This is a genomic window from Stappia sp. TSB10P1A, from assembly GCF_900185725.1.
Classification (GTDB): domain Bacteria; phylum Pseudomonadota; class Alphaproteobacteria; order Rhizobiales; family Stappiaceae; genus Stappia.
In genome coordinates this window covers 109848-135105 of sequence record NZ_FYAU01000016.1, presented here as the reverse complement: position 1 = coordinate 135105, position 25258 = coordinate 109848, and the positions used below count along the sequence as shown (strand labels likewise).

Annotated in this window: 27 protein-coding genes; 13 read left to right on the top strand and 14 right to left on the bottom strand. The window is 66.7% G+C overall.

Annotated features, from left to right (window positions below):
* Nucleotides 1-96: 96 nt before the first annotated feature.
* Nucleotides 97-786, bottom strand: coding sequence for an RluA family pseudouridine synthase (locus tag TSB10P1A_RS05580; RefSeq protein ID WP_186386918.1), 690 nt, complete (start codon nucleotides 784-786; stop codon nucleotides 97-99).
* Nucleotides 787-832: 46 nt separating this feature from the next.
* Nucleotides 833-1324 (bottom strand): PaaI family thioesterase, encoded by a 492-nt coding sequence (locus TSB10P1A_RS05575; RefSeq protein ID WP_186386917.1) that lies wholly within the window; start codon nucleotides 1322-1324, stop codon nucleotides 833-835.
* 167 nt (nucleotides 1325-1491) lie between these two features.
* Here TSB10P1A_RS05575 and TSB10P1A_RS05570 point away from each other — a divergent pair, with 167 nt between their 5' ends.
* Nucleotides 1492-1941 carry a MarR family winged helix-turn-helix transcriptional regulator gene (locus TSB10P1A_RS05570; protein ID WP_186386916.1) on the top strand — a complete coding sequence of 150 codons (450 nt, stop codon included), beginning with the start codon at nucleotides 1492-1494 and terminating at the stop codon, nucleotides 1939-1941.
* A gap of 62 nt (nucleotides 1942-2003) precedes the next feature.
* Here TSB10P1A_RS05570 and TSB10P1A_RS05565 read toward each other — a convergent pair whose 3' ends face one another.
* From TSB10P1A_RS05565 to TSB10P1A_RS05550, 4 genes are all read right to left on the bottom strand, one after another.
* Nucleotides 2004-2969 (bottom strand): NAD regulator, encoded by a 966-nt coding sequence (locus TSB10P1A_RS05565; RefSeq protein WP_186386915.1) that lies wholly within the window; start codon nucleotides 2967-2969, stop codon nucleotides 2004-2006.
* Nucleotides 2966-3505 (bottom strand): tyrosine phosphatase family protein, encoded by a 540-nt coding sequence (locus tag TSB10P1A_RS05560; protein ID WP_186386914.1) that lies wholly within the window; start codon nucleotides 3503-3505, stop codon nucleotides 2966-2968. The genes TSB10P1A_RS05565 and TSB10P1A_RS05560 overlap by 4 nt, the downstream gene beginning before the upstream one ends.
* A gap of 103 nt (nucleotides 3506-3608) precedes the next feature.
* Nucleotides 3609-4271 carry a hydrolase gene (locus TSB10P1A_RS05555; protein ID WP_371515070.1) on the bottom strand — a complete coding sequence of 221 codons (663 nt, stop codon included), beginning with the start codon at nucleotides 4269-4271 and terminating at the stop codon, nucleotides 3609-3611.
* Complete coding sequence (locus tag TSB10P1A_RS05550) at nucleotides 4268-5197, bottom strand: folate-binding protein YgfZ (RefSeq protein WP_186386913.1); 930 nt, start codon at nucleotides 5195-5197, stop codon at nucleotides 4268-4270. The genes TSB10P1A_RS05555 and TSB10P1A_RS05550 overlap by 4 nt, the downstream gene beginning before the upstream one ends.
* Nucleotides 5198-5486: 289 nt before the next feature.
* Between TSB10P1A_RS05550 and TSB10P1A_RS05545 the strand changes: the two genes are divergently transcribed.
* On the top strand, nucleotides 5487-6311 hold the full coding sequence (locus tag TSB10P1A_RS05545; RefSeq protein ID WP_186386912.1) for a class II glutamine amidotransferase: 825 nt from the start codon (nucleotides 5487-5489) through the stop codon (nucleotides 6309-6311).
* Nucleotides 6284-7618: a dihydroorotase gene (locus TSB10P1A_RS05540; protein ID WP_186386911.1), complete on the top strand. Its 1335-nt coding sequence runs from the start codon at nucleotides 6284-6286 to the stop codon at nucleotides 7616-7618. The genes TSB10P1A_RS05545 and TSB10P1A_RS05540 overlap by 28 nt, the downstream gene beginning before the upstream one ends.
* Nucleotides 7619-7650: 32 nt before the next feature.
* Here the strand turns inward: TSB10P1A_RS05540 and TSB10P1A_RS05535 are convergent, their stop codons facing one another.
* A complete protein-coding gene (locus tag TSB10P1A_RS05535) occupies nucleotides 7651-8451 on the bottom strand; it encodes a hypothetical protein (RefSeq protein WP_186386910.1) in 801 nt (266 codons plus the stop codon).
* Between the two features lie 299 nt (nucleotides 8452-8750).
* Here TSB10P1A_RS05535 and TSB10P1A_RS05530 point away from each other — a divergent pair, with 299 nt between their 5' ends.
* Nucleotides 8751-10022 carry a L,D-transpeptidase family protein gene (locus TSB10P1A_RS05530; protein WP_186386909.1) on the top strand — a complete coding sequence of 424 codons (1272 nt, stop codon included), beginning with the start codon at nucleotides 8751-8753 and terminating at the stop codon, nucleotides 10020-10022.
* A 71-nt stretch (nucleotides 10023-10093) separates the two neighbouring features.
* Here TSB10P1A_RS05530 and TSB10P1A_RS05525 read toward each other — a convergent pair whose 3' ends face one another.
* On the bottom strand, nucleotides 10094-10780 hold the full coding sequence (locus TSB10P1A_RS05525) for a hypothetical protein (protein ID WP_186386908.1): 687 nt from the start codon (nucleotides 10778-10780) through the stop codon (nucleotides 10094-10096).
* A 240-nt stretch (nucleotides 10781-11020) separates the two neighbouring features.
* Between TSB10P1A_RS05525 and TSB10P1A_RS05520 the strand changes: the two genes are divergently transcribed.
* Nucleotides 11021-11647, top strand: coding sequence for a LysE family translocator (locus TSB10P1A_RS05520; protein ID WP_186386907.1), 627 nt, complete (start codon nucleotides 11021-11023; stop codon nucleotides 11645-11647).
* A 76-nt stretch (nucleotides 11648-11723) separates the two neighbouring features.
* Here TSB10P1A_RS05520 and TSB10P1A_RS05515 read toward each other — a convergent pair whose 3' ends face one another.
* From TSB10P1A_RS05515 to TSB10P1A_RS05500, 4 genes are all read right to left on the bottom strand, one after another.
* Complete coding sequence (locus TSB10P1A_RS05515) at nucleotides 11724-11996, bottom strand: hypothetical protein (protein WP_186386906.1); 273 nt, start codon at nucleotides 11994-11996, stop codon at nucleotides 11724-11726.
* 143 nt (nucleotides 11997-12139) lie between these two features.
* On the bottom strand, nucleotides 12140-12568 hold the full coding sequence (locus TSB10P1A_RS05510) for a TIGR02301 family protein (RefSeq protein ID WP_186386905.1): 429 nt from the start codon (nucleotides 12566-12568) through the stop codon (nucleotides 12140-12142).
* 52 nt (nucleotides 12569-12620) lie between these two features.
* On the bottom strand, nucleotides 12621-13046 hold the full coding sequence (locus TSB10P1A_RS05505) for an NUDIX hydrolase (RefSeq protein ID WP_186386904.1): 426 nt from the start codon (nucleotides 13044-13046) through the stop codon (nucleotides 12621-12623).
* A 5-nt stretch (nucleotides 13047-13051) separates the two neighbouring features.
* A complete protein-coding gene (locus tag TSB10P1A_RS05500) occupies nucleotides 13052-13558 on the bottom strand; it encodes a hypothetical protein (protein ID WP_186386903.1) in 507 nt (168 codons plus the stop codon).
* A 132-nt stretch (nucleotides 13559-13690) separates the two neighbouring features.
* Between TSB10P1A_RS05500 and TSB10P1A_RS05495 the strand changes: the two genes are divergently transcribed.
* Complete coding sequence (locus tag TSB10P1A_RS05495; protein ID WP_186386902.1) at nucleotides 13691-14479, top strand: SOS response-associated peptidase; 789 nt, start codon at nucleotides 13691-13693, stop codon at nucleotides 14477-14479.
* A gap of 3 nt (nucleotides 14480-14482) precedes the next feature.
* Here TSB10P1A_RS05495 and TSB10P1A_RS05490 read toward each other — a convergent pair whose 3' ends face one another.
* On the bottom strand, nucleotides 14483-15907 hold the full coding sequence (locus TSB10P1A_RS05490) for an FAD-binding oxidoreductase (protein WP_186386901.1): 1425 nt from the start codon (nucleotides 15905-15907) through the stop codon (nucleotides 14483-14485).
* Between the two features lie 221 nt (nucleotides 15908-16128).
* On the opposite strand from TSB10P1A_RS05490, the gene fabI reads away from it, so the two are divergent.
* Together fabI and TSB10P1A_RS05480 are read left to right on the top strand one after the other, a co-directional pair.
* A complete protein-coding gene (fabI, locus tag TSB10P1A_RS05485; protein ID WP_186386900.1) occupies nucleotides 16129-16947 on the top strand; it encodes an enoyl-ACP reductase FabI in 819 nt (272 codons plus the stop codon).
* A gap of 93 nt (nucleotides 16948-17040) precedes the next feature.
* Entirely contained in the window at nucleotides 17041-17679 is a 639-nt protein-coding gene (locus TSB10P1A_RS05480; protein WP_186386899.1) for a histidine phosphatase family protein, read from the top strand.
* A 13-nt stretch (nucleotides 17680-17692) separates the two neighbouring features.
* Here the strand turns inward: TSB10P1A_RS05480 and TSB10P1A_RS05475 are convergent, their stop codons facing one another.
* Nucleotides 17693-17953, bottom strand: coding sequence for a DUF1344 domain-containing protein (locus tag TSB10P1A_RS05475; RefSeq protein WP_186386898.1), 261 nt, complete (start codon nucleotides 17951-17953; stop codon nucleotides 17693-17695).
* A 362-nt stretch (nucleotides 17954-18315) separates the two neighbouring features.
* Here TSB10P1A_RS05475 and TSB10P1A_RS05470 point away from each other — a divergent pair, with 362 nt between their 5' ends.
* From TSB10P1A_RS05470 to dxs, 5 genes are all read left to right on the top strand, one after another.
* Nucleotides 18316-18804 (top strand): MarR family winged helix-turn-helix transcriptional regulator, encoded by a 489-nt coding sequence (locus TSB10P1A_RS05470; protein ID WP_186386897.1) that lies wholly within the window; start codon nucleotides 18316-18318, stop codon nucleotides 18802-18804.
* A 134-nt stretch (nucleotides 18805-18938) separates the two neighbouring features.
* On the top strand, nucleotides 18939-20135 hold the full coding sequence (locus tag TSB10P1A_RS05465) for a DUF3095 family protein (protein ID WP_186386896.1): 1197 nt from the start codon (nucleotides 18939-18941) through the stop codon (nucleotides 20133-20135).
* A 93-nt stretch (nucleotides 20136-20228) separates the two neighbouring features.
* Nucleotides 20229-21314, top strand: coding sequence for a chorismate synthase (aroC, locus tag TSB10P1A_RS05460; protein WP_186386895.1), 1086 nt, complete (start codon nucleotides 20229-20231; stop codon nucleotides 21312-21314).
* A 68-nt stretch (nucleotides 21315-21382) separates the two neighbouring features.
* Nucleotides 21383-22702 (top strand): 3,4-dihydroxy-2-butanone-4-phosphate synthase, encoded by a 1320-nt coding sequence (gene ribB / locus TSB10P1A_RS05455; RefSeq protein ID WP_186386894.1) that lies wholly within the window; start codon nucleotides 21383-21385, stop codon nucleotides 22700-22702.
* Between the two features lie 456 nt (nucleotides 22703-23158).
* The gene (dxs, locus tag TSB10P1A_RS05450) at nucleotides 23159-25078 is read left to right on the top strand and encodes a 1-deoxy-D-xylulose-5-phosphate synthase (RefSeq protein WP_186386893.1); all 1920 of its coding nucleotides are present in this window, start codon (nucleotides 23159-23161) and stop codon (nucleotides 25076-25078) included.
* The last annotated feature ends 180 nt before the right edge of the window (nucleotides 25079-25258 follow it).

The window sequence follows — 25258 nt, the reverse complement described above, 5'->3', positions numbered from 1 at the left end:
CGCGGAAATCTTCCGCCGGACGGGGGAGCGCGGGCCTTCTCTTGGTTAATGCCGGGAGCGCCGAACCGGCGGAAATGGTTTGCCGGACAGGCGTTTCTAGAACGGGCAGGGGGAGGAGAAGGTGATGCGCTTTCCGCCCTCGGGATGATGCAGCGTCAGGCTGGCCGCGTGCAGGTGCAGCCGCGGGGCGGCCTCGCGCGACTCAGCGCTGCCATAGAGCGGGTCGCCGAGAATCGGGTGGCCAAGGGCGCACATATGCACCCGCAACTGATGCGACCGGCCGGTCACCGGCTCCAGCAGCAGCCGTGTCGCGTCCGGTTCGCGGGCGATGACGCTCCAGTGAGTGCGCGCCGGCCGCCCCTGCTGCGGATCGACCATCTGCCGGGGCCGGTTGGGCCAGTCGCAGCGCAGCGGCAGGTCGATGGTGCCGCTGTCTTCGCCGACATTGCCGGCGACCCGCGCCACATAGGTCTTGGCGACATGGCGCCGCTCGAACTGCAGGCCGAGATGCCGCTGCGCCGCCGGGTGCAGGGCGAGGACCAGCACGCCGGACGTGTCCATGTCGAGCCGGTGGACGATGCGGGCTTCCGGATGGAGCGCCAGGGCCCGCGCCGCGACGCAGTCCGCAAGCGCCGGATCCTTGCCCGGAACGGTGAGCAGGCCGCTCGGCTTGTCGATCACCAGAATGTCCGCGTCGCGATGCAGCACGACGAGGAACGGCTCGCGTGCGGGGGCATAGATGCGCTCGGGCAGGGGCCGGACTTGGGGCTGATGCGGGCTCGACATGAGCGGATCAATAGCGCCGGAACGCGCCAGTGCAAGCGGCTTGCTGTCAGCGTGGCTCGCCGGCGGGGAAGATCATGCAGGTCTCGACGCCATGGGCGATCAGCTTCCCGGCCCTGTCGACGAGCCGGGCTTCGGAGGTCGCCATGCGCCGGCCCCGGTGCAGCACCCTGCCTTCGCAGGTGAGAAGGCCGCTGGTCTCGAAGGCCGGCCGCACGTTGTTCACCTTGAACTCGATGGTCGTATAACCCTCACCGGCACCGAGGGTTGCGTGAACCGCGCAGCCGAGGGCGGAGTCCAGAATGGCTGCGATCCAGCCGCCATGCACCGTGCCGAGCGGATTGTAATGATCGAAGGACGGCTCGCCCTCGAAACGGGCGAACCCGTCCTCCGTCGCCGCTGTGAGAATGAAATTCATCGTCCGGCAGATGGGCGGGGCCGGGAAGCGGCCAGTCAGCATCGCCTCCAGTTGCCCGATGCCTGTGAGCTTTGCCGCTTCAGCCGGATCGGCAAGGCCGAAGCTCCGAGTCTCGATATTCATCTGTCAGTCCTCTCATAAGCGTGCATATGCACCTAAACATGAGGCGAGAGCGGGCGCAAGCGCGACAGGCTGAACAGGCAGGGCGAACAGCCGGGGCTTCTTCCGATCAAGGGAATGCCGGAACTGCGTGCCTATGCACGCATAGGGTCGGTGTGATAGGCTGCTGCATGGCATCCAACCTCCTTTGCTCCTGTCACCGCATCCACCGGGCCGGACGTGTCGTCACGCGTCTCTACGAGCGGGCCATCGCCGACAGCGGCAGCGGCCTGACGCCCCAGCAGTTCGCCGTTCTCGCTGCGCTTGCTGAAGTCCAGGCGATGACGGCTTCCGAGCTGACCGACGTGGTAGGGGCGGACCGCAGTACCCTGACCCGTGCATTGGAGCGCCTCGATGCGTCAGGTCTGGTCGTGGGAGCGCCGGGGACCGACCGCCGCGAGCGCCGCTTTACGCTGACAGCGGTCGGCCGGACGGAGTTCGAGGTGGCAGTTTCCGGCTGGCGCCGCGCTGAGGGCGCCCTGCGCCGAGCCATGGGGCCGGACAAGGTGGCGCAGCTCTGGGATCTGCTGGAAGAGGCCGAGGCGGCGACGCAGACCTATGTGCAGAAGACGGGGCGCTAGAGCGCTTTCCGATCGGGCGGAACCACCTGGTCGATAAGAAATCGGCCCAGATTCAATATGCTCTAGCGCCCGCCGACCCGCAGCCCGAGGGCCGGGCGTTCCTTCAGGACCTCGTGGCGGAAGCGGAACAGGGCAGCCGGGCGCCCGCCGGTCTGGGTCGAGGTTTCGCCCGTGGGCTCCACCAGATCGCCCTTCTCGACGAGCCGGCGGAAGTTCTGCTTGTGAATGTGCCGGCCGGAGATCGCCTCGACGCAGCGCTGCAGGTCGGTCAGGGTGAAGACATGCGGCATCAGCTCGAAGATCAGCGGCCGGTATTTCAGCTTGGTCCGCAGCCGCGAGATGGCGGTCGCCAGGATCCTGCGGTGATCGTGCAGCATCGGCTGCCCGAGCGGCGGCAGGCTGTCGCGCCCCTGCGCCGCGGGACGCCCGTCGCGGCGCGCCTCTTCCAGCAGCCCGGCTTCATAGAGCATCTCGTAGCGGTCGAGCACGCGCTCCTCGTTCCACATCCCGTCGGTGATGGCGAAGGCCTGGTGCACCCGGTCCTCGCGGGTGTTGCCGCGCGGCGGGCTGTGTCTGGGAACGGGGGCATTCGTCCATCGCTCCAGGGCGGGCAGGATCTCGCGCTCGACGATGGCCGGCATGCCGTCGCGCCAGTCCTCCCAGGGGAAGAACGAGTACCAAGACCGCCATTGGGCGTTCTGCTGGGTCAGGGTTTCGTCGGACTTCGGGGTCTGGCGCGCCAGCGCGAGATAGCCGACGGAAACCACATGCGGCCCGGCATCGGAATGGATGTGGTGACGGCCCCGGTCGCCGAACGTGTAGAGCTGCTCGACATAGCCGAGCTTCAAGGCGGTCTGCTCCTCCACCCATTCGCGCAGGCCGATCTCGAAGGTCCGGTGGCGGGTCGGATCGAAGGGCCCGAACGGGAGCGAGGGGGCGCGGGTGTCGGGAGGGGCCGCGATGGTCAGAACCTGCGGCTGGGGAGCGGCAACGGAGACGATGACGGCGTTGAGACCGATCTCGATCATGCGCGCCCCGGAACCGGGCGCGGGTCGCGCGGTGCGACGGACAGGCTGAACGGCGTGCCCTCGAAGGCATCGGCTCCCCGGCCGATGGAGCGGACGGCCTCGACCATGCGGCCGTTGCGCCCGAGCACCTCGTCGGCGAGCGCGACGAGCCGGGAGTTCGGCGTTGCCGAGGCGGAGGCGCGGCGCAGGGCCGTCGCCAGGACCATCTCATTGGCGGTGGGCGCCAGTGCGCAGGTGGTGATGAAGGCCGCCGCCGTCGACCGGCTGATGCCGGCGAAGCAGTGGATCACCATCGGCGTCGTCCGGTCCCAGTCGTGAACGAAATCGAGCAGGTCGCGAACATGCGCCTCGCCGGGAGGCGTCAACCCTTCCGCCGGGGCGGTGATGTCGTTGAAGGCCAGGAACAGATGGTTCTCGGTAGTGATGATTTCGGGCCGATCCACCCGCGTTCCCGCATTGATCAAGGTGATCATCCGGCGCGCGCCGGTCCGCTCCACGGTGTCCTGCAAACGGGCGAGCGAACAGACGGTTATCATGGCATCTCCGGTGGCGGTCTGCGGTGCGGCCCCATCGCCTCGCGAGGTCGGTGAGGTTCTATATTCCAGGTTCCGATTTATTTAGGGTGTGACGCGGGGCCTGTCACCGGCCGGACGGGGAACGGCGTCGGTCCAACTCGGAAAATCGTTCGAGGAACAGTCTTTGTGCGTCCGCCGCCGGCAAGGCGCGCAGGCCGAGTCGGGGCGGCTGGCCGCGCCGCGTCGGAAACCCCGTCGGCGCGCCGAACAGCCGGACGGCCTCCTCGTCGTCGAAGCCGGCCAGTTCCACCGCCTCGAAATAGGCGGCGATGTGGTCGGCCTTCTTGGTCAGCTTGCGCAGGACCGCCGGCGTCGTCGCGGGCAGGGAGAACCGCAGATGGATCGCGGCCTGCAGCCGCGCCTCGATCTCCTTGTAGCTGCCGCCCATCACCGCCTTGAACGGCGAGATCATGTCGCCGATGACATATTCGGGGGCATCGTGCAGCAGGATCGTCAGGCGGCTTTCCGGCGAAAGTCCGGGCTCGATCCGCAGCGCGAGCCGCTCCACCAGCAGCGAATGCTCGGCGACGGAGAAGGCGTGGTCGCCGACCGTCTGGCCGTTCCAGCGCGCGACGCGCGCAAGGCCGTGAGCGATGTCCTCGATCTCGACATCGAGCGGCGAGGGGTCGAGCAGGTCCAGCCGCCGGCCGGACAGCATGCGCTGCCAGGCCCGCGCGGGCTCCGGCTTCTTTCGTGCCGGACGGGGCATCGCGGCGCCCGCCGTCATTCGGCTGTCTCGGCGCTGGCGGAGGGCTCCGGCCAGGCGAAGCGGGCGAACGCCGGCAAGGCCGGCTCCAGCGGCACGCCGCCCGCCGTCACCGGCTCGCCGCGAGCCCGGGCCTGGGCGATCCGGTCGAGCCTGACAAGCGCGAGGCCAGCGCCGCCGGCGACGGTCCCCAGCGTCCCGGCCGGCCTGTCGCCGGCGAGGATCTCCGTTCCCGTGGCGGGCAGGTCGCGCGCGCCGGTCACCTGGACGATGCGGCGCCGCGCCGTGCCGCGATGGCGCATGCGGCTGACCACTTCCTGGCCGATGAAGCAGCCCTTGTCGAAGGCGACGCCGTTGAGATCGTCCATGTCCGCGTCATGCGGGAAGGCATCACCGAGCGCGAAATCGAACGGCGCTTCCGGCAGGCCGAAGGCAACGCGGCGCGCGTGGTAGCTCGCCTCGGTCTCGCCACCGGCAAGGGCGCCGACGATGGCGGGCGGGCCGATCACGCGCCAGCCGAACCCGGCAAGGCGGGGGTCGGCGACGACGAGGCAGCTCTCCGCCTCCGGCTTGCGCCCGAAGGCCGCTGCGACCGTCAGCGTCTCGCTGGCATCGGCGATGTCCACCTTCGAGCGCAGCTTGTAGAAGCCGAGCCGGCGCGCCAGCTCGCTTGCCGTCTCTCGCCAGGTGTCGAGGAGATAGCCGCCGTCGGTCGGCATCACCAGGAAGTCGAACAGGATCTTGCCCTGCGGCGTCAGCAGGGCGCCATAGCCGGCTCCGGTCGCATCGACGGCGTCCATGTCGCAGGTCAAAAGGTTCTGCAGGAAGCCGTGTGCGTCCGCCCCCGCGACGCGAAGCACGGCGCGTGCGGGAAGGGGAACGAAGACGGTCTCTGCCCCCTGGCCGGTGGCCGGGGCGGGATCCGTCCTGCAAGTGTCTTCACTCATCGCGTGGCCGCTCCTTCGATCTCGTCGCGGTGAAGGCCGATGGTGCAGTCCGACTCATGCCGACCGCAATCCGTTTCTGGCGACTTAGGCCTGAACGGCGCGGCCAACAAGGGGAGGGCGGGCTCCGTGGCCGCTCGGTGGGAAATTCGCACAAAAGCCTGAGGGCGGGACCGGATGCCGAAAATTCGACACGGTTTGTTACCCCATTGACATTACCATCCTCACCGGACTCGTACTCCACTTTCTGGCCTGCAGCCGGCATGTCCGGCGGTTTCTGGGGTTTGCTGACATGTGTCGCCTGGCTGCCTATATCGGTGCCGAAATTCCGCTGGAAAACATCATCGCCCGTCCGCGCCACTCGCTGCTGGTGCAGAGCCAGGATGCCCAGGAGGCGAAGCTGCGCGTCAATGGCGACGGTTTCGGCATCGCCTGGTACGGCCACCTTCCCGAACCCGGCCTGTTCAAGGACGTGCTGCCGGCCTGGGCCGACACCAATCTGCCGAGCATCTGCCGGCTGGTGCGCTCGGGCCTCTTCCTGGCGCATGTGCGGGCGGCGACGACCGGCGCCTCCTCCCGCGAGAACTGCCATCCCTTCACCCATGGGCGCTGGGCCTTCATGCACAACGGCGGCATCGGCAATTTCGGCCATCTGCGGCGCGACATGGAGGCGGTGATCGCCGACGACTACTACGCTTTGCGCCGGGGCACGACCGATTCGGAGCTGTTCTTCCTGATGATGCTGTCCAACGGCCTCGACGAGGATGCGCCGACCGCGCTTCGCACGACGCTGGCACAGCTCATGGCGATCGCCGGGCGGCGCGGGACGGCCGGCCAGCCGATCCGCCTCACCTGCGCCTTCAGCGATGGCGCGCGGATCTTCGCCTTCCGTTTCGCCGACGACGGCCAGGCGCCGACGCTCTATCTCTCCGACTGCCTCGACCACGGCGGGCGGGCCTTTGCCTCCGAGCCGCTGGAAGGACGTTGCGCACGCTGGCGTGCGGTCGAGCCGGATCTCCTGTATGAACTGGGGCCTGAGCGGCTCGCCGTTCATGCAATCGATCAGGTCCAGGCAGCAAGGAGCGCCGCATGTCCCCTACGTTCGATCTCGTCCTGAAGGGAGGCACCGTCGTCAATCAGGACGGTGCGATCGAGCGGGATATCGCCGTTTCCGCCGGCCGGATCGCCGGGATCGGCAGCTTTGCCGAAACCTCGGCCGGTGAGGTGGTCGACTGCCGGGGCCTGCACGTTCTTCCCGGGGTGATCGACACGCAGGTGCATTTCCGCGAGCCCGGACTGGAGCACAAGGAAGACCTTGAATCCGGCTCGCGCGCCGCGGTGATGGGCGGCGTCACCGCCGTGTTCGAGATGCCCAACACCAATCCGCTGACGACCAGCGCCGCAGCGCTGGAAGACAAGGTATCTCGCGGCCGGCACCGGATGCATTGCGATTTCGCCTTCTGGGTGGGCGGCACGCGCGACAATGTCGACGACCTGCCCGAACTGGAGCGGTTGCCGGGAGCCGCCGGCATCAAGGTGTTCATGGGATCCTCGACCGGCGATCTGCTGGTGGAGGACGATGAGGGCGTTGCCCGCATCCTGTCGAAGACGCGGCGGCGTGCGGCCTTTCACAGCGAGGACGAGTTCCGCCTGCGCGAGCGCGCCGGCGAACGCCGGCCGGGAGATCCCCGCTCGCACCCGGTCTGGCGTGATGAGATCGCCGCGCTGACCTGCACGCAGCGGCTGGTCGGCATCGCCCGCTCCGTCGGAGCGCGCGTCCACATCCTGCATCTGTCGACCGCGGAGGAGGTGGATTTCCTCATACCGCACAAGGATGTCGCCTCCATCGAGGTGACGCCGCACCACCTGACGCTGACCGACGAAGCCTATGACCGGATCGGCACGCTGGCGCAGATGAACCCGCCGGTGCGGGCACAGCGCCATCGCGACCGGCTCTGGTGGGGCCTGGAGCAGGGGCTGCTGGATATTTTCGGCTCCGACCACGCGCCGCATCTTCTGGAGGAAAAGCGGAAGGACTATCCGGCCTCGCCCTCCGGCATGACCGGCGTGCAGACCCTGGTGCCGATCATGCTCGACCATGTGAATGCCGGCCGGCTCAGCCTTGCCCGATTCGTCGACATGACCTCGGCCGGGCCGCAGCGGCTCTTCGGCATCGCCCGCAAGGGGCGGATCGCGCTCGGCTATGACGCCGACTTCACCATCGTCGACATGAAGCGCCGCGAGACGATCTCCAACGGCTGGATCGCCTCGAAATGCGGCTGGACGCCCTATGACGGCACGTCCGTTCAGGGCTGGCCGGTCGGCACGATGGTGCGGGGCCGCCTTGCCATGTGGCAGGGGGACCTCGCCGCGCCCTCGACCGGCGAGCCGGTGCTGTTTCACGAAGCCTTGCCGCGCGGCTGAACGCGTCGGTCAGGACGGGCGAGGGGACGGGCTTAGGCCGGGCTGGGCAGGGAGCCGCGACCGCTGCCGAAGACTGCCGTGATCGATGCGATGCGGGCGCTTGCCGGGATCGGGCGAATGGTGAAGAGCCGGGGGATCCGGGTGTGTCCCGCGTCGCTGGCGAGCGCCATCAGCGATTCGATCTGCTCGCCGACCCGGCGATGGGTTTCCGTCTCGATGCGGATGCGCCGCCACACATGCCGCTGGATCACCAGATCCATGCAGGTCTTGATGTCGGTGATGAGGAATTCGAGATCGAGCGTCGGCAAGCCGAGATAGGCGCGCAGTTCCTCGAAGATCGTCCTGAGCACCGCCGCATAGGCGAGGTCCTCGGAGGCCGGCCGCAACTCGTTGATGTCGAGGCACTGGATTTGCGCCTCCTCTCGGGCGGTCTCGATGAAGGCGGAGATCTGGCCGCTCGCCAGCACCGCCGTGCCGTCCTCCAGCGCGAGCTGCTTCATCAGGAGCGAGGCCTCGAAGATGTCGAGGATGCGCCGCGACAGCAGATGCACCAATTCGCGCAAGGCCCGCTCCTGGACCGGATTGCACTCCACGAAATTCATCTCGAAAATGTCGAAAAGCCCGGCCTCGAAGGTCTCGCTCATGTTGCGGAAGCAGGGATGATGTTGCAGCAGCCTGTTCACCGCCGGCAGGGCGTCGACCTCGACGGGGCAATCGGACATGCGGATGTCGTTGATATCCGTGAAGAGCGGGGTGCTGGCGCGGTTCTGGCTGTTCTGGCACTTGAACACGGCAATCTCCTTTGCCGGCCCCGACTTGGGCGGCGCGATCATTTGTCTTGTCGTCTGGGCTTCCCGGCCGGAGGGGCCGTCTTGGTTAAACGATTCCGAATCGCGACCTGAGTCGCAATCAGGAACTGTCCGGTCTGCGCAAGGTTATTTTTGTGTTGATGGGCGCTTTCATGTGGACAGTCGCGAATCGGTCCCGGCGCCGGGAAACGCAGGCCTGTGACGGCAATCACGGTAAGTTGAGGCCCCGAATGCGAAGGATCTGCTGGAAATAACGAGGGATTTACGGCTTTCGGCTAGGTTTCGGACCAAGTCGCATCCGCGAGACTTTGAAGGTTGGGCGAATGATCGAGAACGCACGCAAGACGTCCCCGGTGGCGAGCCGCTTTCCGCTGGCCCTTGCCGCCATGCTGACCGCCTCTGGAGCCTTGGCCATTTCCGGCGGCCCGGCGGTCGCCCGCGATCCCGCGCCGATGACCGTAGTCGCGGGTGCCGGCGCGGCGGCCGGCACGGATGCCGAGCCCGCCACGGACATGCCCTTGCAGATCCTCGTGTCACTGGACGACCAGATGCTCGAGGTCTATCGCGGGACGACCCTGGTCGAGACGAGCCGCATTTCGTCCGGCAAGAGCGGGCACGGCACGCCGACGGGGGTTTTCAGCATCCTGGAAAAGCGCCGGCGGCATTTTTCCAATCTCTACAACAACGCGCCGATGCCCTTCATGCAGCGCCTGACCTGGTCCGGCATTGCCCTGCATGAGGGTGTGGTGCCGAACTATCCGGCCTCGCACGGCTGCATCCGGATGCCGCGCGGCTTCGCGCAGCAGCTTTTCTCGATGACGGATCGCGGTGCCCATGTGATCGTCACCCGCAAACGCGCCGAGCCGCGCGCGGTCAGCCATTCGGCCTTGCCCGCCTTCCGCCTGCCGGCGATGGCGGTCGCGAGCCTTGACGTGAAACTGCGCCCCGGCCTGCCCGGCGCCGTTACGGACGGCGATGCGGCGACGGTCGGGTCCGTCGGTGCCGCCGATGTCGGGCTGAAGCTTCCCACCGAGCCGCTGCGCATCCTGGTGACGCCGGCATCGCCCCAGGAGCGCATCCGCGACATGCAGCGCGTGCTCGACCGTCTCGGCTATGGTCCCGGACCGGTGGACGGGGTGCTGGGACAAAAGACCCGTGCCGCCATCCGGCTGTTCCAGGAGGGGGCAGAACTGCCGATCACCGGCAATCCGACCGACCTGGTGCTGCGCGCCCTCTATGCCGAAGCCGGGGAGGTGGGGCCTGCCACCGGTCGCCTTTATGTGCGGCGCAACTTCAAGGAGGTTTACTCCGGCAACGTGGTGCTGAAGGACGCGGATCAGCCGCTGGGCACCCATCTCTTCACGGCCATCGCCGACGTCGAACCGGGCGCCGCGCCGCGCTGGATGACCGTTGCGGCGGAGGAAACGGGCAGCCGTTCACCCAACGCCATTCTCGACCGGATCGAGTGGACCGACGAGGCACGCGCCTTCGTCGAGGAGAACCTGGCGCTCGGCTCGTCGCTGATGGTGACCGACCGGCCGTTCAACCTGCATTCGGGCCTTGGCACCGATTTCGTCGTGATGACGCGGCAATAGGCGCTCGCCTGGAGGGGCGTGCCGCGACAGGACCGATGCGGGGCGGCGCTTGCTTGCGGCCCGCCGCTCGCTCAGTCGCCGGCGACGAAATAATGCAAGGTGCCGTCCGGGCCGATGCCGACCCGATAGAAAGTCCAGGCTCCCATGGCTTCCATGTCGGCGAGATCCCCGGACGTGACCACCCGGTACATCTCGACCTTCTGCTCCCGGGTCAGCCGGGCCAGCGGGATGCGCGAGAAATACGGCCAGACATACATTTCCTGTGCCGTGCCCTTGTCGACATGGACATAGCCGGCCTCAAGGATCTCGGTGAGGATCGCCATCACCTCCAGGCCTTCGCCGTCGCCGGAACTGGCCTTGAGAAACTCGATCGGGTCGTCCATCTCGCCGAAGGTCAGCGTCGGCATCATCTCGTTGGCCTCCAGCACCATGCGCAGGCGGTCGAGGTCGCCCGCATAGGCGGCTTCCAGCAACTGGGCCCGGGTGCGGGCGACGGGCTTGGGCAGGTCCGCCTCGCCGTAGAGCACCTCGGGCAGGGCCTCGGGCTGCACGCCCGGCGCGCCGGACGCGTCGGTGGCGGGCTCGGGGGGCGCTGCCGGCGTCTCCAGCGCGTCGGACGGGATCCGCGTCCCGTCTGCGGGGTCCTCGCTCGGCGCCACCTGGATCCGTTCCGTCTTCACGGTTGCGGCCTCCGCGACCGCCGGGCCGCCGAAAGCGACGGCGAGCAGGAGGGCAGCGAGCGGGGGAACAGGGTGCATGTCGATCCTTCCTGTCGTTGGGGGAGGTCGTGGAACTCGACCCTATACCAAGTGATCTGGCGGTGGAATCGCGCCTTGGCAAGGTATGTGGTTTGTCACGCCCTTCGAGGGATGGGCGGCCGCCCGAAGCGGCTATCCACGAATGTCTCTATCGGACTGTTGAGCTTGCCAGCGCCCTTGGATAGGGATTGTCGACAGGGCAAGCTGCGGTCACATCCGCGGGCAAAGGGTCGGTAGCTTTTGCAGGAACCAATCTTCTTCTTCATCATCGGCCTCGGCATCGGCATTGTCACCAGTGCTCCGGTCGGTCCCGTCAATATTGCTGTCATCCAGCGCTCTTTCCGATCCGGCCTGTTGCCCGGACTGTCCGCAGGCCTGGGGGCTGTACTGGCCGATGGGCTCTATGCGGCCTTTGCGGCGTTTGGCGTGACCGTCGTGTCCGATTTCGTGGAGAAGCAGAGCTGGATCATCCAGTCGGTGGGCGGTCTGATCGTGATCCTGTTCGGCCTTCGCGTCCTGATGACCAGACCGCATTTCGAGGCCGGCGCCGCTGCGCCCAAGGGGTTCACGGCGGGGCTCGCCGGCGGCTTCGTGATGACCATCACCAATCCCGGCGTCGTTCTGGGGTTTCTGGCGATCTTCGGAAGCCTGGGCGATTGGGCGCCCGATCCGGGAAACTATATGGGGGCGGTGTTTCTCGTTGCCGGCGTGCTGGCCGGGGCGCTGGGCTGGTGGATCGTTCTTGCCTCGCTCGTGTCCTATCTTCGCGAGCGGATGAACGATACCTGGCTGCTGTGGATCAACCGTGTGGCGGGCGGCACGCTCTGTCTGTTCGGCCTCGCGATCTTCGCCCATCTGTATCTGTAGGAGCAGGGCCCAAGGTTTGGCGGTCAGGTGGGTTGCCCTGACGTCTCGACAAGCGCCGCGCGAAAGGCGCGGCGGATCAATGCATGGGCTTGAACAGGGTGTAGTCGCCGCGCCGGACCCGCTCCGGCAGGCCTTCCGCCAGTTGCGCGACGGCTTCCTCGCCAAAGGTCATGACAAGGTCGGCAAAGGCTGTAAACAAGGCGGCATGCGCCACCGCCGCCGAATCGAGACCGTCGGCCACGGCCTCGGCGAAGGCATGGTCGATATAGCCGAGCGCCATCCGCCGGATGTCCTGGTCGGTGGCTGTCGCCTCGTCGAACTCGGCGTCGGTGTTGTCGGTGTCGCGCATTTCGGCCCGCCTGCTGGCCTCCGCCCCGGAAAAGGCGTGGCATTTTGATGCGCTCACTTTGCGTGAGTCGCGGCGGGACCGTAAAGAAAAGCTTAACTCGTTCGTTAAAATCCGCGGAATATGGTTAACGCCGGTTTAGCAATTCAGCGGTTGTAGCGGGTGGTGACATTGCGGGTCAGGGCGCTGCCCTCCTCGATATACCGCGCAAGTGCGGCTTCGGCCGCTGGCGTGCACTTGAGATAGACCGAGGAAAAGCCGCGATAACCCTGGTTGAAGCGCTCGATGAAGCGCCGCCTGCGCTCGTCATCCTGCACTTCCGCCTCCAGCAGCGCCTCCATCTGGTCGCGCCAGACGCTGCCGTCCGGGGACCCGCAGAGCGGGCGAAGGTAATGGAGGGCGCCAAGGATCTCCGAAAGCCGCATCAGATCGGCCTCGTAGGGCGGGTCGTCGGTGCGGGGAGGCACCTGGGCGAGGGCAGGATGCCCCAGCCCGGCAAGGAGCAGGACGGCCAGCGGCAGGGCGAGTGCTCGCAGGCGCTTGGAGCCGGAAGCGGAACGGGGTCGGCGGGTCATGGCCGGCAAGATGCGCTGTCCCGGTTCGTTCCGCAAGGGGAGGCGGCGCGCCTCATTCGGGGCGCAGGCCGCCGATCAGGCGGAGGATCCGCGCGGCGGTTCCTGGCGTCATGGAGAGCCCGCCGAGGGTGTCGGCACCGAAAAAGGCGGCATCCGCGGCGTCGTCGCCGGGCCGCAGCCTGCCTTCCGGCTGGCGGGCGAGGAAGATGGCGATGACGAAATGGCGTGTCCCGGTGGCGGTGTCGGGCACCAGTTCGACGATCTCGACCGGTACCGGCTCCAGTTGCGCCGACAGCCCGGTCTCTTCGAAGAGTTCGCGCGCCGCCGCCTCGCGCAGCCGCTCTCCGAACTCGACCGTCCCGCCCGGCAGGCTCCAGTGGCCGGCAAAGGGGGGCTTGCCACGCTTGATCAGCAGCACCTCGTCCCGCTGTTGCAGGAGAATGCTGACCCCGAGCCGTGGGTGATTCGCACCGCCCATGGCTCTCAAGCGAACAGGGCGTCGATCGAGGCTTGCGAGTCCGTCTCGGAAACATCGGACGCATCGAGATGGCCGTGAATGATCGCGCTTGCGGTGGCGATCAGCGGCTTGATCTCTTCAACGGTCTGCAGGGCGACGGCCGGCGCCACCGCCATGATATCGTCGGTTTCGCGCAAACGGCCCTGCTTCTCGCACACGGCGGTGTCCAGGGTCGCGACAACGTCCTTCAGTGCCTTGCGCACGGTGGAAGGGGCCGCCTGGAACGCCTCGATCGCCAGATGCTTCTCGGCGAAGTTCGAGGCCTCGAAATGCTGCTCATAGCTGAGCGGCTGCCAGTCAAGAACGTCCTCGGCGCATTCCGGCATGTCCGGGAGCATCTCGAGCAGCATCACCACCTCGTTGAAATGATTGAGGTAATCGGTGGCAAGCCCCGTGCGCGGATTGATGTTCGCCGCAAGGAGCCGCTCAGCCGATAGGTGCCCTTCTCCCAATGTCGGTTCCGCGAGGCTCATTTGACGTCCTTTGACGAACTCATCTCGGCAGTTTTAACTGCATGGGGTTTCGATTTGCCTAATTGCGCGAATACGATAACTGGCAACTTGAAACGATGGTCCGGCGGCGACCGGCAACAGGATCGGGATCTCATGTGCGGCCGTTTTGCCCTCAAGGCCTCTTCGGAGGAGTTGCGCAGCGTCTTCGACTATCTCGGCGCCGCGCCGGGCGCCGAGGGCATGCCCCCGCGCTTCAACATCGCGCCGACCCAGCCTATCGCGACCATCCGCCAGGCCCATGGGGCGAGACGCTTTGCCCTGGTGCGCTGGGGGCTGGTGCCGGGATGGGTGAAGGATCCCTCGACCTTCTCGCTGCTGGTCAATGCAAGGGCGGAGACGGTTGCGGACAAGCCCTCGTTCCGCGCGGCTATTCGCCATCGCCGCTGCCTCGTGCCGGCCAGCGGCTATTACGAATGGCACCTTGCCGAGGATGGCTCCAAGCAACCCTGGTACATACGGCCCCGTCAGGGAGGCCTCGTCGCCCTGGCCGGTCTTTGGGAAGAGTGGTGCGATCCGGATGGCGGCGAGATCGAGACCGGGGCCTTGCTGACCGTTCCGGCGAACGGCGCGCTGGCGCCGATCCATCACCGGATGCCGGCCGTGATCGCGCGACCGGACTTCGACGCCTGGCTCGATGTCGGCGGCACGCCGGTCAAGGAGGCGGTCGCCTTGCTCAAACCGGCGCCGGACGATTTCTTCGAGGCCGTTCCGGTGTCGCGGAGGGTCAATTCGGCCCGCGATGACGACGAAGCCCTGACCGCGCCGATCACCCTTGAGAAGACGCCAGGCGGACCGGCGCCGTCGTCGCGCGAGGCATCGGTCGGAAAGACAGCGAAGGAGCAGCCGGCCGGACCCGCGGCCGGCCAGCTCGACCTGTTCTGACGGTCAGAGAATACGCCCAGGGTTGAGCGTGTTGTTAGGATCGAAGGCCGCCTTGATCCGGCGCATCAGCTCCAGCTCGACCGGGGACTTGACCTGCGCGAGCAGGTCCCGCTTCAGCCGCCCGATCCCGTGTTCGGCCGAGATCGATCCGCCATATTTCAGGACGATGCCGTGAACGAGGTCGTTCATCTCGTCCCAGCGCGCCAGATAGGCGGCCTTGTCGGCGCCGACCGGCTGGCTGACGTTGAAGTGGATGTTGCCATCGCCCATGTGGCCGAACGGCACCGGCCGGCAGCCGGGCACCATGGCCTCGACGGCGGCGATCGCCTCGTCGAGAAAGGCCGGAACGCTGGCGACGGGGACGGAGACGTCGTGCTTGATCGAGCCGCCTTCTTCGCGCTGCACCTCCGACATGCCGTGCCGCAAATGCCAGAAGGCGGAGGCTTGGGCGACCGATTCGGCAAGGGCGGCATCTTCGACCAGTCCGGCTTCATAAGCCTCGCCGAGAATGGTCTCCATCAGGATGCGGGTCGGGTTTTCGCCTTCCTCGCCGTCCGTGCCGGAGGAAAGCTCCATCAGCACGTACCAGGGCGAGGGGGCCTGCAGCGGGTCGCGCGCACCGGCAAGGTGGCGGACGGAAAACTCCAGCCCGACGCGCGGCATCAGTTCGAACCCGGTCAGCATGGCACCGGCGCGGGCCCTGGCGCGGGTGAACAGCTCCAGCGCGTCCTGCGGCGAGGCCAGTCCGACGAAGGCGACATCCTGCGCGCGCGGGCGCGGATAGAGCTTCAGGACCGCCGCCGTGAGGATGCCGAGCGTGCCTTCCGAGCCGATAAATAATTGTTTCAGATCGTAACCGGTATTGTCCTTGCGCAGGCCCCGGAGACCGTCGACGACACGGCCGTCGGCGAGCACGACCTCCAGTCCGAGAACGAGGTCGCGGGTATTGCCATAGGCAAGGACCGCGGTGCCGCCGGCATTCGTCGCGATGTTGCCGCCGATCTGGCAGGAGCCTTGCGAGCCGAGCGTCAGCGGGAAGAAGCGGTCGACCTCTCCGGCTGCGTCATGGATCGCCTGCAGCGTGCACCCGGCCTCCACGGTCATCGTATAGCCCTGCGCATCGACATCGCGGATGCGGTTCAGTCGGCCGAGGCTGAGCACGATTTCCGTAGCGGAATCATCGGGAATTTGCCCGCCGACGAGCCCGGTATTGCCGCCCTGCGGCACGATCTTCAGGCCTGTCCTGTCGGCATGGGCAAGGATCGCCGACACTTCCTCGCGCGAGCCCGGCCGCAGCACGACCGGTGTGCGCCCCTGATAGAGATCGCGCCATTCCCGCAGATAGGGGGCTGTATCGGCAGGGTCGGTCAGGGCGTTGCGCGGCCCGACAATGTCGATGAGCGGGGCGAGGAGGCTGGCGTCGGACATGGCTGGACCGGGATCTGGAAAACGAGGACAGGGAGCGTGGAGGGTCACGCATATCACATTTTACGAAGCAGTCGATGTGGGACAGGCGGCTGGCGATGGCTTGAAGCGGTGGGGGGGCTGTGCCATAGGAACCGTCCCGGACTGCCGGTTGCGGTGCGGGGCGGTTGGCGTTCGGCCCGTATGGCGAACGCCGCGTGTATGGACTTGCTGGAGACTTGAGCATGGCGATGACGCAGGGACTGATGGCTGGGAAGCGCGGCCTTATTATGGGTGTCGCGAACAATCGGTCCATCGCTTGGGGGATCGCCAAGGCGCTCGCCGATGCCGGCGCGGAGATCGCGTTGACCTATCAGGGCGATGCGCTGCGCAAGCGGGTGGAGCCGCTGGCCGCCGAACTGGGCGCACAGGTGGTCGGTCATTGCGATGTGCTGGACGAGACCACCATCGATGCCGTCTTCGCCCGCCTCGAAGAGATGTGGGGAAAGATCGACTTTCTCGTGCACGCGGTCGCCTTCTCCGACAAGGACGAACTGACCGGTCGCTATGTCGATACTTCGGCGGAGAACTTCCGCAACACGATGCAGATCTCCTGCTACTCCTTCACGTCCGTCGCGCAGCGCGCCGAGAAGCTGATGACCGACGGCGGCTCGATGCTGACGCTCACCTATTACGGCGCCGAGAAGGTGATGCCGCATTACAACGTCATGGGCGTCGCCAAGGCGGCGCTTGAGGCGAGCGTGCGTTATCTCGCGGCGGACCTCGGCAAGGGCGCGATCCGCGTCAACGCGATCTCGGCCGGCCCGATCAAGACGCTCGCCGCCTCGGGCATCGGCGACTTCCGCTACATCCTCAAGTGGAACGAGTACAACGCCCCGCTGCGCCGCACGGTCACGATCGAGGAGGTGGGCGATGCCGCCCTGTTCCTGCTGTCGGACCTTGGGCGCGGTGTCACCGGCGAAATCCAGCACGTCGATTGCGGCTACCACATTGTCGGCATGAAGGCAGTCGATGCTCCCGACATCTCGGTGGTCAAGGACTGACCTTTCCCGAAATGGCAAGAGCGCCGAACAGCGGTCCCCCTGTCCGCAAGGGCGGGTGAGCGTCGGCCGCGATGGCGCGTCTTCGGAGGTGCAATGAACAAGTCCGGGAACAATTCCGGGGCGGGTGCGGCCCGCTTCGCTCCCCCCTTCATGATCTTCATCCGCCACGGGCAGACGGACTGGAATGCCGAAGGCCGGATGCAGGGGCAGCGCGACATCCCGCTCAACGACACGGGACGCGACCAGGCCAGGCGCAATGGCGCCGCCCTGCGGGACTACCTGAAGGAACAGGACATCTCGCTGCAGGACCTGTCCTATTTCGTCTCGCCCCTGTCGCGGGCGGTCGAAACCATGGATCTGATCTTTGGCGAACTCGACCTGCCGACGGATCTCTACCAGCGCGATGAACGGCTGCGGGAGATCACCTTCGGCGCCTGGGAAGGCTATACAATTCCCGAGATCGCCGCGCGCTCCCCGGAACAGGCCGCGGCCAGAAAGGCCGACAAGTGGGGGTTCGTGCCGCCGGAGGGCGAAAGCTACCGGATGCTGTCGAGCCGGATCGACGCTTGGCTCGCCACGATCACGCACCCCGCCGTGGTGGTCTCCCACGGCGGAGTGATGCGCGTGCTGCAAGGCCGCCTGCTGCCGATGCCGCCTCAGGACATCCCGACGCTCGACATCCCGCAGGATCGGTTTCTCGTCTGGAAGGACGGGGAGATAGAGTGGGTCTGACCGCCGGAGGCGGTCAGTCGAGGATCTGGACGTCGGTCAGCATGCGGTTGCTGGTCGTCTCGTCGTAGAACACCAGCACCCGCATGCCGGTCTTCAGGTCGTCGACGAAGAAGTCGACCGGGATGGCATAGGTCTGGCCGTCCGACAGCACCATCACCGATGCGTCGGGACGAATCTCGACAATGGTCGCCTCGACTTCGCCGGCCAGGGACGCGGCCGTTCCGGCAAGCGTCAGCATGACGGCGGCAAGGATCATCTGCAGCATGCGTTTCATCGTGTTCTCCGTGGACCCGCCCTTATGGTCCGGGGCGGGATCGAACAAAACCTCGGCTCTGGCGTCAAGTGGGGATCGGCAGAAGCGCGAATGGACGTCGCCGGTTCATCGGCGCTTTGAAGCGGGGTGCCAGTTGTGACTGCTTCGCCGATGTGATCGGCGGCTACGCCTCCTGCCCGGACGCAATGTCCACACGTCTTTCAGTCTGCCAGTCAAGCATGGCGTTTCGATGGCGCCGGTCGCCGCATCGACCGGGTCGCCAGCCGGCGAAGGGCGTCGGCCGCGGCGGCTTTGCATGGCCGGGAACAGGGGCTTGATAAAAGATCGCGCGCGATCTATATCCAGCTCATAGGAGATCCGACATGGTGCCCGATACGCCCGACCCCAACATGCTTGACCCCAACATGCTTGACGATGACGGGGCGACCCGCGGTCTGCCGCAAGAGCTTCTGTGCTTTTCCGTCTACGCGGCATCCCACGCCTTCAACCATCTCTACCGCCAGGCGCTGGCCGATATCGGCCTGACCTATCCGCAGTATCTGGTGATGCTGCTGCTGTGGCAGGCGGACAACCGCATGGTGAAGGACATCGGCCGGCACATGGACCTGGAGTCCAACACGCTGACGCCGCTGCTCAAGCGGCTTGAAAGCCTCGGGCTGATCCGGCGCACGCGGGACGCCGAGGACGAGCGGGTCGTGCGGGTTCATCTGACGCCCAAAGGGCGCGATCTCGAGCAGGCGGCGGGCGCGGTGCCCGACTGCATCGCGGCCGCCGTCGGACTCGACCCGGAGGAGGTGAGGGATCTCTCCCGGCGTCTGCACGCTTTGCGGAAGCGTCTGCTGGAGGCCTGACGGCGCCCATATCCGTTCTTGAAGAGATTCGATCCGCTCCTGATATCGGCAACTGGCAGGGCGGAATGCCTTGCCTGCGGTGCAGCGGTGGCGGACACTGCCGCGTGAGGCGGAAGGATGGTGTCGTGAGCGATATGACCGAGGGAACCGGACACTTCTACCAAGCCTTACCGGTGTTCAGCGAGTTCGCGAAAGTGAGCGATGCGGCCGCCTTCGAGCCGCTTCCCGATGACTGGATCCTTCTGGCCTCGGACATCGTCCGCTCGCGCGATGCCATCGCCGCCGGGCGCTACAAACATGTCAATATGGTTGCGGCGGCAGTCGTTTCTGCGGTGTTGAACGTGGCGGGGCGCATCGAGCTTCCGTTCGTGTTCGGCGGTGACGGCGCGCTGGTGGCGGTGCCTCCGGCGCTTGCCGAGGAGGCCGGTCGTGCGCTCGTCTCCGTTCGCGCGATGGCGCGGGAGACGGCCAGCCTCGATCTGCGGGTCGCGGCCATTCCGGTCGTCTCCCTGCGGGCAGAGGGGGCCGATCTGCGGGTCGCGAAGTTCGAACTCAGCCGGGGCAACAACCTGGCCATGTTCTCGGGCGGCGGCATCGAGCTTGCGGAGACGATTCTCAAGGACGAGGCGCGCGTCGCCCCCTACCGGCTCGTCGAGCCGGATGTCGTGGAGCCCGCGCCGCTCGACGGCCTGTCCTGTCGCTGGGAGCCGCTGCCGGCGCGCCGTGGCAGGATCGCGACGCTGCTCCTGCGGCCCGCCAGCGGCCGCATGGAGGAGTTGAGCGGGATTCTCGACGATCTTCGCGGCATGCTCGGCATCGATCTGACGGGAGCAGACCCCGCGAGCGCTCCGGTGCGCCGCAGTTCGCTGAAGTTCCGTTTTCCCCCTGCGGGGCTGAAGATCGAGGCGCGGATGGTTGGCTGGCGCCGCAGCCGGTGGCGCGCCTACCTGGCCGGGCTGGCTGCATGCGTCGCCGTCGTCGTCAGCGTTGCCACTGGCCGGCGCATCGGCCCGTTCGAACCGGAGCACTATCTGCATCAGCTCGCGCTCAACACCGACTTTCGCAAGTTCGACGACATGCTGCGCCTCGTGCTCGACCTCGACGGGCGCGAACTGGAGGCTCTTACCGCCTATCTGCAAAAGGGAGAGGCGGCGGGGCATCTGGTCTACGGCCTGCATCTCTCCGACGAGGCGCTGATGACCTGCCTTGTCTTCAGTCTTGAGGAAAACCGCCATATCCATTTCATCGATGGAGCCGATGGCGGCTATGCGCGCGCCGCGCAGGATTTCAAGCAGCGGCTGGCAGAGCAATCGTCCGGCGCTGCCGCCTGAAAGCTCCTTGTCGCTTTTGCGGTTTCCCTGCGCGGCCGGGCGCTTTAGAAGACCTGTGCCAGTCCGTTTGTCGGTCATGTTCCGGATCCCCAGATGTCGCACAATACCTTCGGCCATCTTTTCCGTGTCACCACCTGGGGCGAGAGCCATGGCCCGGCGCTTGGCTGCGTCGTCGACGGCTGTCCGCCGCGCATCGAACTGACCGAAGCCGAGATCCAGACCTTTCTCGACAAGCGGAAGCCCGGCCAGTCGAAATACACGACCCAGCGGCGCGAGGCGGACGCGGTGCGCATCCTTTCCGGCGTGATGAGCGACGACCACGGCGTTCAGCGCACCACCGGGACGCCGATCTCGCTGATGATCGAGAACACCGACCAGCGCTCGAAGGACTATTCCGAGATCCGTGAGAGCTACCGCCCCGGCCATGCCGATTTCACCTATGACGCCAAATACGGCATCCGGGACTATCGCGGCGGCGGGCGCTCATCCGCGCGTGAGACGGCGGCGCGCGTTGCCGCCGGCGGCATCGCCCGCAAAGTGGTGCCGGGGCTCGTGGTGCGCGGCGCACTGGTGCAGGTCGGGCCGCACAAGGTCGACCGCAGCCGCTGGAACTGGGACGAGATCGGCAACAATCCGTTCTTCTGTCCCGATGCGACGACGGCCGCGCGCTGGTCGGACTATCTCGACCAGATCCGCAAGGACGGCTCTTCCGTCGGCGCCGTGGTCGAGGTGGTGGCCGAGGGCGTGCCGGCCGGTCTCGGCGCACCGCTCTACGGCAAGCTCGATCAGGAGATCGCCGCCGCCCTGATGTCGATCAACGCGGTCAAGGGTGTGGAGATCGGCAATGGCTTCGAAGCGGCTTCCCTGACCGGCGAGGAAAATGCCGACGAAATGCGGATCGGCGCCGATGGGCGCCCGGTGTTCCTCACCAACCATGCCGGCGGCATTCTCGGCGGCATTTCCTCCGGCGAGCCGGTCGTCGCGCGCTTTGCCGTCAAGCCGACCTCGTCGATCCTGACCCCGCGCCGTTCGGTGACCCGGTCGGGCGAGGAAGTGGATGTGCGGACCAAGGGGCGGCATGACCCCTGCGTCGGCATCCGCGCCGTGCCGGTGGGCGAGGCGATGCTGGCCTGCGTCATCGCCGATCACTATCTGCGCCACCGCGGGCAGGTCGGATAAATTCAGTATCACTGAATTTCTCGATATTTTTCATTGTAACTGAAATTGTCCGAGACTAGCATCCGGGCATGCGTCTGGATGCTTGGCTTACCCTCAACAAGGAAACCCGGTCGGCCTTTGCCCGCCGCGCCGGCCTGTCGCCGGCGGCTGTGACCGCCCTGTGCAACGATCCGGGCGTCTGGGTCTCGCGCGAAAGCGCGGAACGGATCGCCGCCGCCACCGGTGGCGCCGTGACCCCGAACGACCTGCTTGGCTTGAAAGGATCTTCAAACGTGGACATGTCCCAGACACGCGTTGCGGAGGCGCTGCGCGCCTTCGAACGCGGCGAAATGCTTGTGGTTACCGACGACGACGACCGGGAGAACGAGGGCGACCTGATCGTTGCCGCCTCGCTGATCACGCCGGAACAGATGGCCTTCATGGTCCGCCACACCTCCGGCATCGTCTGCGCGCCGATGACGCGCGAAAACGCTCGCCGCCTGCGCCTCGACCCGATGGTTGCCGACAACGACGCGCCGCTGTCGACGGCCTTCACCATCTCGGTCGACTATCGCCATGGCCTGACCACCGGCATTTCCGCCGAGGAGCGCTGCTCGACCGTCCGCGGGCTCGCCAATCCCAATGCCGGGGCCGCCGATTTTGCCCGCCCGGGCCACATCTTTCCGCTGGTCGCCCGCGAGGGCGGCGTGCTGATGCGCTCCGGCCATACCGAGGCGGCGGTCGATCTCTGCCGTCTTGCCGGTCTGCCGGAGGTGGGGGTGATCTCCGAACTCGTCAACGACGACGGAACGGTCAAGCGCGGGCCGGAAGTGGCCGAATTCGCCGCCCGCCACAATCTCAAGATGGTGTCCGTCGCCGATCTCATCGCCTGGCGTCAGCGGATGGAGCGGCTGGTCGAGCGGGTCGCGGAGCAGCCGATCGAAACCATCGCCGGCCCGGCCTATGCGGTGACCTATTCGACGCCCTACGACCCGATGCATCACGTGGCGGTGGTCTTCGGCGACATTCTCGACGGCCGCAATGTGCCGGTGCGCCTGCAACTGGAATCGGTGCTCGACGATGTGTTCGGCGATGCGCGGGTCATGGACGACGTGATGCGGGATTTCGCGGCGCGTGGCCGCGGCATCGTCGTCTACCTGCGCGAAGGCTCCGTCGGCGTTGCCCGCCAGGCGCGCCGCGCGCGCACCGACCTTGCCGCCGCCGAGGCCGAAGAGCATCAGTCGGCCCAGGCGCGCGAGGAGCACTGGCGGGAAATCGGCCTCGGTGCCCAGATCCTCAAGGATCTCGGCGTCAACTCGATCACCCTGCTGGCTTCCCGACAGCGCCGCTATGTGGGGCTTGAGGGTTTCGGCATCGTCATCGAGACGACGGAGATCCGCGAGGTGTGATTGCGGCGCCCCCGGCCTGCGGCGGAACCGCGCAGGCCGGGCACGGAGAGGGCGCGCAAACGGGCACCTGCACAAAAAGGAGGCCGTGCCAAAGGCACGGCCTCAAGTCGATCACTGTGCACGTGGCCCCATCGACCACAACCTGTATTTAGTAGCTTTTCATGCCTCTTGCATCACCTAAATGGGTGGGTAAAACCAGAATTTTCCCGCTATATCAGAAGTTTCGACAGGTATTGATTTACCCAGGGTTGCATTCCCCCGGCTCGAATAGTGATATTCTCCCCGCACGGTTGCCGCATTTTCGGCGCGATTGCGGGGGGATGCGAGCAGTGGATTTGCGCCCTATGTCTACATGGTGGTATTGAGCGACCTTGGCCGTCATAGCCTGGCCGCCACAGGGTGACGGGAGCATGTGCCGCTTCCGCCGTCTCGCGTCGAACTCCTGGGATCGCTTCCGTGTACAATCGCCCCGAAACGCCGCTGCTCGACACTGTCCGTTCGCCGAGCGACCTGCGCCAACTCTCCGAGCGCGACCTGCGCCAGCTTGCGGACGAACTGCGCGCAGAGGTGATCGACGCGGTTTCGGTCACAGGCGGTCATCTGGGGGCGGGACTTGGCGTTGTCGAACTGACGACGGCGATTCACTACGTCTTCAACACGCCGGACGACCGGTTGATCTGGGACGTCGGCCATCAGTGCTATCCACACAAGATCCTGACCGGACGGCGCGAGCGGATCCGCACCCTGCGCCAGGGCGGCGGACTGTCCGGCTTCACCAAGCGCTCCGAAAGCGAATATGATCCTTTCGGCGCGGCGCATTCCTCGACCTCGATTTCCGCCGGCCTCGGCATGGCGGTGGCCCGCGATCTCGACGGGCGCTCCAACAACATCATCGCGGTGATCGGCGACGGTGCCATGTCGGCGGGCATGGCCTATGAGGCCATGAACAACGCGGGTGCCCAGCATTCGCGGCTGATCGTCATTCTCAACGACAACGACATGTCGATCGCCCCGCCCGTCGGCGCGATGAGCGCCTATCTTGCCCGCCTGGTGTCGGGGCGCACCTATCTGACCTTGCGCGATGCCGCCAAGCAGCTCGCCAAGGCCCTGCCGCGGCACCTGCAGCAGAAGGCCGCCAGGGCCGAGGAATATGCCCGCGGCTTCTGGACCGGCGGCACCATGTTCGAGGAACTGGGCTTCTATTATGTCGGCCCGGTCGACGGTCACAATCTCGACCACCTGCTGCCCGTGCTGAAGAACGTTCGCGACACGCATCAGGGGCCCGTGCTGATTCATGTCGTGACCCGCAAGGGCAAGGGCTATGCGCCGGCCGAGAATTCCGCCGACAAGTATCATGGCGTCGCCAAGTTCGACGTCATCACCGGCGAACAGTCCAAGCCCAAGGCCAACGCGCCGAGCTACACCCGCGTCTTCGCCGAGAGCCTCGTCGAGGAGGCGCGCCACGACGAGCGCATCGTGGCGGTCACGGCGGCGATGCCGGACGGTACGGGTCTCGATCTCTTCGGCGAGGTCTTCCCGGAGCGGACCTTCGATGTCGGCATCGCCGAGCAGCATGCGGTGACCTTCGCCGCCGGCATGGCGACGGAAGGCTACAAGCCGTTCTGCGCGATCTATTCGACCTTCCTGCAGCGCGGTTACGACCAGGTGGTGCACGATGTCGCCATCCAGGGCCTGCCGGTGCGCTTCCCGATCGACCGGGCCGGCCTGGTCGGTGCCGACGGCCCGACCCATGCCGGCAGTTTCGACACGGCCTATCTCGCCTGCCTGCCCGGGTTCGTCGTCATGGCGGCGGCCGACGAGGCGGAGCTTCGCCACATGGTGGCGACGGCCGCAGCCTATGACCAGGGGCCGATCTCCTTCCGCTATCCGCGCGGCGAGGGCGTCGGCATCGACCTGCCGCAGCGCGGACAGGTTCTGGAAATCGGCAAGGGCCGGATCGTGCGGGAAGGGAGCAAGGTCGCGCTGCTGTCCTTCGGCACAAGGCTGCGCGAGTGCCTGCTGGCGGCGGATGAGCTCGACGCGGCCGGCCTGTCGACGACCGTTGCCGATGCCCGTTTCGCAAAGCCGCTCGACGAGGACATGGTGCTGCGGCTGGCCCGCGAGCACGAGGTCCTGGTGCTGGTCGAGGAAGGCTCCGTCGGCGGCTTCGGCTCGCATGTGCTGCAGCTTCTGGCCGAGCGCGGCGCGCTGGATGCCGGTCTCAAGGTCCGGCCGATGTGCCTGCCCGACCGCTTCATCGAACACGACAAGCCGGAGCGCATGTATGCCGAGGCCGGCCTCGATGTCCGCGGCATCCTGCACACGGTGTTCTCGGCGCTCGGGCGCGGGAGCGAGACGGCCGCGCTCCTGGCGTGACGCCGCCGCCTGGGTGGCGCCCGCATGACCCATGCCCTGCCCGGGCAGCGCCATGCGCCTTGCGTGCATTGACACCGGCACGCGAATATTGAAACGGTCCCGGCGACGTCACGTGTGCGCCCGCGCGCGCCGCAGTCATCGCGTCGGGATGTGTCGGGCAGCGCCGGGCCGCACTGCCTC

Coding starts and splice junctions, on each gene's coding strand:
- TSB10P1A_RS05580 (WP_186386918.1), bottom strand. CDS start 786: ATGTCGAGCCCGCATCAGCCCCAAGTCCGGCCCCTGCCCGAGCGCATC.
- TSB10P1A_RS05575 (WP_186386917.1), bottom strand. CDS start 1,324: ATGAATATCGAGACTCGGAGCTTCGGCCTTGCCGATCCGGCTGAAGCG.
- TSB10P1A_RS05570 (WP_186386916.1), top strand. CDS start 1,492: ATGGCATCCAACCTCCTTTGCTCCTGTCACCGCATCCACCGGGCCGGA.
- TSB10P1A_RS05565 (WP_186386915.1), bottom strand. CDS start 2,969: ATGATCGAGATCGGTCTCAACGCCGTCATCGTCTCCGTTGCCGCTCCC.
- TSB10P1A_RS05560 (WP_186386914.1), bottom strand. CDS start 3,505: ATGATAACCGTCTGTTCGCTCGCCCGTTTGCAGGACACCGTGGAGCGG.
- TSB10P1A_RS05555 (WP_371515070.1), bottom strand. CDS start 4,271: ATGACGGCGGGCGCCGCGATGCCCCGTCCGGCACGAAAGAAGCCGGAG.
- TSB10P1A_RS05550 (WP_186386913.1), bottom strand. CDS start 5,197: ATGAGTGAAGACACTTGCAGGACGGATCCCGCCCCGGCCACCGGCCAG.
- TSB10P1A_RS05545 (WP_186386912.1), top strand. CDS start 5,487: ATGTGTCGCCTGGCTGCCTATATCGGTGCCGAAATTCCGCTGGAAAAC.
- TSB10P1A_RS05540 (WP_186386911.1), top strand. CDS start 6,284: ATGTCCCCTACGTTCGATCTCGTCCTGAAGGGAGGCACCGTCGTCAAT.
- TSB10P1A_RS05535 (WP_186386910.1), bottom strand. CDS start 8,451: ATGATCGCGCCGCCCAAGTCGGGGCCGGCAAAGGAGATTGCCGTGTTC.
- TSB10P1A_RS05530 (WP_186386909.1), top strand. CDS start 8,751: ATGATCGAGAACGCACGCAAGACGTCCCCGGTGGCGAGCCGCTTTCCG.
- TSB10P1A_RS05525 (WP_186386908.1), bottom strand. CDS start 10,780: ATGCACCCTGTTCCCCCGCTCGCTGCCCTCCTGCTCGCCGTCGCTTTC.
- TSB10P1A_RS05515 (WP_186386906.1), bottom strand. CDS start 11,996: ATGCGCGACACCGACAACACCGACGCCGAGTTCGACGAGGCGACAGCC.
- TSB10P1A_RS05510 (WP_186386905.1), bottom strand. CDS start 12,568: ATGACCCGCCGACCCCGTTCCGCTTCCGGCTCCAAGCGCCTGCGAGCA.
- TSB10P1A_RS05505 (WP_186386904.1), bottom strand. CDS start 13,046: ATGGGCGGTGCGAATCACCCACGGCTCGGGGTCAGCATTCTCCTGCAA.
- TSB10P1A_RS05500 (WP_186386903.1), bottom strand. CDS start 13,558: ATGAGCCTCGCGGAACCGACATTGGGAGAAGGGCACCTATCGGCTGAG.
- TSB10P1A_RS05495 (WP_186386902.1), top strand. CDS start 13,691: ATGTGCGGCCGTTTTGCCCTCAAGGCCTCTTCGGAGGAGTTGCGCAGC.
- TSB10P1A_RS05490 (WP_186386901.1), bottom strand. CDS start 15,907: ATGTCCGACGCCAGCCTCCTCGCCCCGCTCATCGACATTGTCGGGCCG.
- fabI (WP_186386900.1), top strand. CDS start 16,129: ATGGCGATGACGCAGGGACTGATGGCTGGGAAGCGCGGCCTTATTATG.
- TSB10P1A_RS05480 (WP_186386899.1), top strand. CDS start 17,041: ATGAACAAGTCCGGGAACAATTCCGGGGCGGGTGCGGCCCGCTTCGCT.
- TSB10P1A_RS05475 (WP_186386898.1), bottom strand. CDS start 17,953: ATGAAACGCATGCTGCAGATGATCCTTGCCGCCGTCATGCTGACGCTT.
- TSB10P1A_RS05470 (WP_186386897.1), top strand. CDS start 18,316: ATGGTGCCCGATACGCCCGACCCCAACATGCTTGACCCCAACATGCTT.
- TSB10P1A_RS05465 (WP_186386896.1), top strand. CDS start 18,939: ATGACCGAGGGAACCGGACACTTCTACCAAGCCTTACCGGTGTTCAGC.
- aroC (WP_186386895.1), top strand. CDS start 20,229: ATGTCGCACAATACCTTCGGCCATCTTTTCCGTGTCACCACCTGGGGC.
- ribB (WP_186386894.1), top strand. CDS start 21,383: ATGCGTCTGGATGCTTGGCTTACCCTCAACAAGGAAACCCGGTCGGCC.